6 protein-coding genes are annotated in these 6,148 nt (G+C 61.1%); 4 read left to right on the top strand and 2 right to left on the bottom strand.

Annotated features, from left to right (window positions below; all coding sequences use genetic code 11):
- Positions 1-164: 164 nt before the first annotated feature.
- A complete protein-coding gene (locus tag ACVW0C_RS05170; RefSeq protein ID WP_011432999.1) occupies positions 165-632 on the top strand; it encodes a peroxiredoxin family protein in 468 nt (155 codons plus the stop codon).
- Positions 633-855: 223 nt separating this feature from the next.
- Here ACVW0C_RS05170 and ACVW0C_RS05165 read toward each other — a convergent pair whose 3' ends face one another.
- Positions 856-3,252: a glycoside hydrolase family 31 protein gene (locus ACVW0C_RS05165; protein ID WP_457384542.1), complete on the bottom strand. Its 2,397-nt coding sequence runs from the start codon at positions 3,250-3,252 to the stop codon at positions 856-858.
- Positions 3,253-3,526: 274 nt separating this feature from the next.
- Between ACVW0C_RS05165 and ACVW0C_RS05160 the strand changes: the two genes are divergently transcribed.
- On the top strand, positions 3,527-4,621 hold the full coding sequence (locus ACVW0C_RS05160) for a PQQ-dependent sugar dehydrogenase (RefSeq protein ID WP_457384546.1): 1,095 nt from the start codon (positions 3,527-3,529) through the stop codon (positions 4,619-4,621).
- Between the two features lie 93 nt (positions 4,622-4,714).
- On the opposite strand, the gene psbH is transcribed toward ACVW0C_RS05160, so the two are convergent.
- Entirely contained in the window at positions 4,715-4,918 is a 204-nt protein-coding gene (gene psbH / locus ACVW0C_RS05155) for a photosystem II reaction center phosphoprotein PsbH (RefSeq protein ID WP_011432996.1), read from the bottom strand.
- A gap of 202 nt (positions 4,919-5,120) precedes the next feature.
- Between psbH and psbN the strand changes: the two genes are divergently transcribed.
- Positions 5,121-5,252: a photosystem II reaction center protein PsbN gene (gene psbN, locus ACVW0C_RS05150; RefSeq protein WP_011432995.1), complete on the top strand. Its 132-nt coding sequence runs from the start codon at positions 5,121-5,123 to the stop codon at positions 5,250-5,252.
- Positions 5,253-5,278: 26 nt separating this feature from the next.
- Entirely contained in the window at positions 5,279-6,148 is an 870-nt protein-coding gene (dapF, locus tag ACVW0C_RS05145) for a diaminopimelate epimerase (protein WP_457384541.1), read from the top strand.

The raw sequence follows: 6,148 nt of genomic DNA, 5'->3' as shown, positions 1-6,148 counted from the left end.
GGTTCTGGGGCGCCGGGGCTGGGTGGCCTCATCAGCGCTTTACTACCCTATCCCCACCCCCACCACCCCGTCAAGATATCCAACCCAAAATTTTTTGAAGCCAGAAGGGATCCGGATCCACCGTTAGACTGTTGAAGTGAGCTCAGATTGGGTTAGACGGGTCTATGGGGATTGTGATTGGGGCTGTTGCTCCTGACTTTAGCTTGCCTGCGGTGGGGAAAGGGATCCAAAAGGGAGCCCAGATTTCACTGGCGGCCTACCGGGGCAAGAGCAAGGTGTTGCTGGCCTTTTACCCGGCGGATTTTTCCCCGGTATGCACGAGCGAGATGCGTTGCTTTCGGGAGGATTGGGAAGCTTTCCGGGCCGCGGGCTGCGAGATCTTGGGGATCAGCAGCGATCCCCTCTCCAGGCACCAAGCCTTTGCCGAGCAGCTTAAGCTGGAGTTTCCTTTGCTAAGCGATGTGGACAGAACCGTGAGCCAGCAGTACGGGGTGGACAGCCTGCTGGGGACGCGGCGGGCCTATTTTTTGGTGGATAGCCAAGGGATCCTACGCTACCAGCATGTGGAGTGGCTGCCCTTGTTCAAGCGAGACAACCGGGAGCTGCTGGAGGCCGTGAGGGCGATTAGCTAGCTCGCCGGGAAGCCCCGCACTCTCTGCAACAGCAGGAGGGTCGGGATGAAAGGCGGATATATTCTGTACTATAATCAACATGGTTGTACAAAACGGCGTTGCCGGAATCTGGTGCAACTACGCGGTGGGGCATCCCGTGTCTGCTCGCAGAGGGTTCTTGCAGTAGCTCCCCGATGAAGCGAGAAGCCCACGCTGTACCTGTAGGGTCAGTGATGGGAGTATGTCACCTAAACGGGGGATCCTCTGGGGTGGGCCAGAGAACCTGTTGCGGCTGTCCGGTGTCCGGCAGGGAGAGGGGAGTGTGGCCAAGGGGCTCCAGAAGCCAGCTACGCTGGGGCGGGCTCCAGTTGCCCTGGCGGGCCTCGATCTCCAGAATGAGCTGGCCATTTTGCTGTCGCAAGCGGAAGAGGGTGGTGGCCCAGGCTCCTGCTTGATGGGCGAGGGTTTCCCCGTCGTCTTCGTAGAGGGTGAAGCTGCCGTTGCCGGGGTAGAGTTTGAGGTGCGGTTGGTCACGGCGCAGGTGGGCGGTGGACGGGCAGGGGGGAGCTAAAGGCAGAACGGAGCCACCCCGCACAAACAGCGGCAGTTGTTCGAGAGGGGCAGGGACGAGAATGTAGCGGGGGCCGGTGTGGGCCTGACCTGTCCACCAATCAAACCAAGTGCCCTGGGGTAGGTAAACAGCGCGGCACCGCACGCCAGGCCGAACCACAGGGGCAGCTAGGAGGGCGGATCCCAGCATGGCTTGATCTGAGATCTCGTAGGTTTGCGGATCGTCGGGAAACTCGTAGAGAAGGGGGCGCAAGATGGGGGATCCGGTTTGGCTGGACTCCCAAAAGAGGCTGTAGAGGTAGGGCAGCAGCTGGTAACGCAACTGAATGGCCTGCCGGCAGATGGTTTCCACTTCGAGGCCAAAGCTCCAGGGCTCGTGGGGGCGGGTGCCCAGGGCGCTGTGGCCGCGCATGAGGGGGTAAAGAATTCCCATTTGCATCCAACGGGCAAACAGCTCGGGAGTGGCATTGCCACCGAAGCCGCCGATGTCCGCGCCGACAAAGCTAACTCCCGACAGGCCTAGGTTTAGGAGCATGGGCAGGGACATCTCCAGGTGTTCCCAGGAGGATTGGTTGTCGCCTGTCCAGACGGCAGCCCAGCGCTGGATCCCAGCAAAGCCGGAGCGAGTCAGCACGAAGGGGCGCCGGTTGGGGTTGAGCTGTTCCAAGCCTTCACGGGAAGCGCGTGTCATCAGCAGGCCGTACAGGTTGTGAACTTCGGCGTGGGTGGTGGGTTCGTCGGGTGGGCCTTGGGGGGCATCGAGGGGGATATCGACGATCTGGCCGCCGTCTCCAAAGGGGCGGTCGTTGAGGGCCGGCTCGTTCATGTCGTTCCAGATGCCATCCACACCGGCTTGGGTGAGAACCCGTTGCCAGGATCCCCACCACTGCCGCACTCCGGGGCGCAAGAAGTCGGGAAAGAGGACTTTGCCTGGCCAAACATAGCCATGAAAGAGGTGGCCGTCGGCGCGGCGGATAAAGAAATCCTGGGCCAAGCCCTCGTCGAAGACGGCGTAGTCGGCTTCGGGCTCGAACTTGACGCCGGGATCCACAATGGCTACCACCCGGAAGCCAGCCTCGTGGAGTTGGGCCATGAGCCGGGCCGGTTCGGGGAAGCGGCGGGGATCCCAGGTGAAGACGCGGTAGCCGCGCATGTAGTCGATATCCAAATAGATGACGTCGCAGGGGATCTGACGTTGGCGAAATTGCTCGGCTATTGCCTGCACCTGAGCGGCACTGGCGTAGCTCCAGCGGCACTGTTGGTAGCCCAAGGCCCAGAGGGGGGGAAGAGGGATCCGCCCGGTAAGTTGGGTATAGGTATCGAGCACCAAGTCTGGAGTGGGGCCGTAAATGAGGTAGTAGTCCAGCTCTGGGGCATGCACCTCGATGGCCCACTGCTCGGGATCCGTCTCCCCCAGATCGAACCGGCTCCAGTGGGTGCAGTGCAGGAAGAGCCCGTAGCAGAGGTTGGGGCGAAGAAACAGGGCGAAGGGAATGGCCTGGTAGAGATTGTCGCTGTGGGCGTCGTAGTTCCAGCAGTCGCGAGTCCAGTGGCTGTAGCGCCGACCCCGTTTGTTGAGTAGCCCCGCCCGTTCCCCTAGGCCATAGATGTGCTCGGCAGGGTGGAGGTGTTTGACCAGGCGGATGCTATCGGATCCCCAGGTAAGCCCAGAGGAGACATCGGCGCAAAACTCTTGCCCTTGAGAGTCTTGAAAACTGAACCGGAGGGGATCCCGATCGATCTGAACTTGCACCTGGGAGGTGGACAGGTGGATTTGGGTGGAGCTTTCCTGCAGTTCAAAGGGAGCCGGCGGCCACTCTTCATCGGCTGGAGCCACATCCCAGGAACGACGGGGCAAAAACGCTCCGCTGGGGCTAAAGCGCAGCCGAAACAGACGGGGGGTGAGCACCTGCATAGACCAGCGGCCCTGGGCACAGATGAGGTGGATCCCTCTGGAGTGGGGCTGGAGCTGCTGCAGGGATCCGCAGGTTGGCCTTTGGGGCGGGCGGGCGGGGGATTGGCCGTTCGCGCCCGCGGGATCGAGTCCCAAGATCTCGCCAGGTTCCAGCATGCTTTGGAGACAGATTGCTGCTCTCAAGGCTAGCCTATGGCCGGGAGGGGACAGGGGGTTGCCCACTCTGGTCCGCAGTGGGTTTTACCCTCATCGGTACCCATCTCCAGAAGAGCAGCGGTAATAATCGACTAGCTCAGACCCCAGAATCCATCGCGAAAACGAGGCGGCAATGGCCATGAGGATCCCGGCGAGCAAACTTCTCTCCGCGCTACTGCTTTTGGGAGGGTTGTCCGCCCCCCCTGCCGTGGTGGCCTACCCGGTCAGCCCGGAGATGGTGATGACCCTGCAACGGGGGGAGCATGCCCAAGCCCTACCCAGAGCCAGAACGGAGCAAGCGTTTCGGGTGGTTACTTTGGCCCAGGGTTTGGAGCACCCTTGGGGGATGGCCTTTTTGCCGGATGGAACTCTCTTGGTTACCGAACGCCCAGGGCGGCTGCGCCGAGTTACCCCCCAGGGATTGGATCCCCAGCCCATAGCCGGTGTGCCAGAAGTATTTGCCCGCGGACAGGGGGGCCTGCTGGACATTGCCTTGCACCCTAATTACGCGGAGAACGGCTGGATTTACCTGTCCTATGCCGCTCCTGGGCCGGGCGGCGGGGGAACCCGAGTGGCGCGGGCCCGCTTGGGGGAGAAGGGACTCCAGGATCTGGAGGTGATTTTCGACATGGAGCGCAAGACCCCCGCTCAACAGCACTTTGGCTCCCGCCTGGCCTTTGATGAACAGGGATTTCTCTACATCAGCACCGGCGACCGCGGAGAGCGGCATCGGGCCCAGGATCTGGGGGATGCTGCCGGCAAGGTGTTGCGCGTCACTGATTCAGGAGGGATCCCGGCGGACAACCCATTTGTCGGCCAAGCAGGGGCTTTGCCGGCAATTTTTACCTACGGCAACCGCAACATTCAGGGAATGGCCCGCCACCCCGAGACGGGAGCGATTTGGTCCCACGAGCATGGGCCGCAGGGTGGGGACGAGATCAACATCTTGGCCCCCGGCGTCAACTACGGCTGGCCCTTGATCACCCACGGTCGAGAATATACGGGAGAACCCGTCGGCCAAGGACTGGCGGCAGCTCCTGGATTGGCTTCGCCCCTGCTGCACTGGACGCCCTCTATCGCTCCTTCTGGCATGACTTTCTACACGGGAGAGGCTTTCCCAGAATGGCGGGGCAACCTGTTTGTGGGGGCGCTGGCCGGGCAACACTTGGCCCGTCTGGTACTGGATGGAGAGCGCGTGGTGGCAGAAGAGCGTCTCTTAGAGGGGGCGGTGGGCCGCATTCGCGATGTGCGGCAGGGGCCGGATGGACTCCTTTACCTGTTGACGGACGCCCCGAATGGATCCCTGCTGCGCCTGGAGCCAGCACCCTGAAGGCATCGGCTCGGAGGAGAAGAGGAGCTGCCTTGATCCCGCTTGCAACCGTCTGGCGGGACGGGGATTTTCTCCAGAGTAGGGCTGGGGAACTCAAAAGCTGAGGCTCTCCCAGGAGACGTTAATGTCTTCCAAAAGCAGCGACTTGTTGTAAATCTGCAGGATGATCAACAGGAAGACGGCGAATAGGGCCATGAAGACCGCCATCAGGGGCGTGGTGCCCCAGCCGGGAGCCACTTTGCCGTATTCCGAGTTGAGGGGACGCAGCAGATCGCCCAGTCTGGTACGAATGGCCATAGGTTCTCGCTTAGAAACCGAACACGTTGACGAAGTCGAAGATAGCAGGCTCGAAGGCGGATCCCTGGTGCTCAGCACCGCCAAAGCAGCCGCCTTTTAAAATCACGCTATCAGAATCTGGCCAACCCCTTTTGCCTTGGGCAATGAATTGTAAACTTGTGTAATACTGTAGTCGAATACTCTCAGGATCAAAGACAACGATATGGAGCCCACCTTTTCCCTGATTGTGGCGATTGCGGCAGTTACCATCTGCATCACTGCGTTTGCCATCTACACAGCCTTTGGCCCCCCTTCCAAGGACTTGCAGGATCCCTACGAGATGCACGAGGATTAAGGCCTGTCGTTGGGATATCTGGGTAAATGTCTGCTCGGTTGACCCCCCGTCTCTCCTTTCACAAGTACCAGGGGTTGGGGAACGATTTTATCTTGGTGGACAACCGCTGGCAGTCTCAACCCTGCTTGAGCCCGGAAGAGGCCGTCGCCCTTTGCGATCGCCGCTTTGGGGTAGGAGCCGATGGAGTTATTTTCCTGCTGCCAGGGCAGGAGGGGGCGGACTTTAGCATGCGCCTCTTCAACAGCGATGGTTCCGAGGCGGAGATGTGCGGCAATGGGATCCGCTGTTTGGCCCGCTTTCTGCAGGACTTGGGGATCCCAGGTCGGGATGGCGCCTACCAGATCCACACCTTGGCGGGGCGAATCGTGCCGCAGGTGTGGGCAGATGGGCTGGTCACAGTGGACATGGGGATCCCTCGCCTTTTGGCCAAGCAAATCCCCACCACCCTGGTCGAACCGGATGAGAAGGTCATTCGGCAGCCGCTTGCAGTGGCCGGGCGAGAGTGGCGGGTGACGGCGGTGAGCATGGGCAACCCTCATTGTGTGGTCTTCCTGGAAGAAGAGGGATCCCTGGAGGAGCTGGACTTGGCAGCTGTGGGCCCCCTGTTTGAGCATCATCCGGCCTTTCCTGAGCGCACCAACACCGAATTTGTGCAGGTGCTCAGCCCGACTCGTCTGCGCCTACGGGTTTGGGAGCGGGGAGCAGGGGCAACGCTGGCCTGTGGGACGGGTGCCTGTGCTGTTTTGGTGGCTGCTGTTTTGGAGGAGCGCGCAGAATCGCAAGCTACAGTAGAACTGCCGGGAGGAAATCTGGAAATTCGCTGGGATCCGAGCACACAGCACGTGTGGATGACCGGCCCTGCCCTACACGTCTTCAGCGGCACCACTGCCGGTTGA

This window comes from Thermostichus sp. OS-CIW-26 (genome assembly GCF_054058395.1).
The sequence above is the reverse complement of the archived record's forward strand: the minus strand, read 5'-3'. Positions and strand labels throughout refer to the sequence as shown.

Coding starts and splice junctions, on each gene's coding strand:
- psbN (WP_011432995.1), top strand. CDS start 5,121: ATGGAGCCCACCTTTTCCCTGATTGTGGCGATTGCGGCAGTTACCATC.
- dapF (WP_457384541.1), top strand. CDS start 5,279: ATGTCTGCTCGGTTGACCCCCCGTCTCTCCTTTCACAAGTACCAGGGG.
- ACVW0C_RS05165 (WP_457384542.1), bottom strand. CDS start 3,252: ATGCTGGAACCTGGCGAGATCTTGGGACTCGATCCCGCGGGCGCGAAC.
- psbH (WP_011432996.1), bottom strand. CDS start 4,918: ATGGCCATTCGTACCAGACTGGGCGATCTGCTGCGTCCCCTCAACTCG.
- ACVW0C_RS05170 (WP_011432999.1), top strand. CDS start 165: ATGGGGATTGTGATTGGGGCTGTTGCTCCTGACTTTAGCTTGCCTGCG.
- ACVW0C_RS05160 (WP_457384546.1), top strand. CDS start 3,527: ATGGTGATGACCCTGCAACGGGGGGAGCATGCCCAAGCCCTACCCAGA.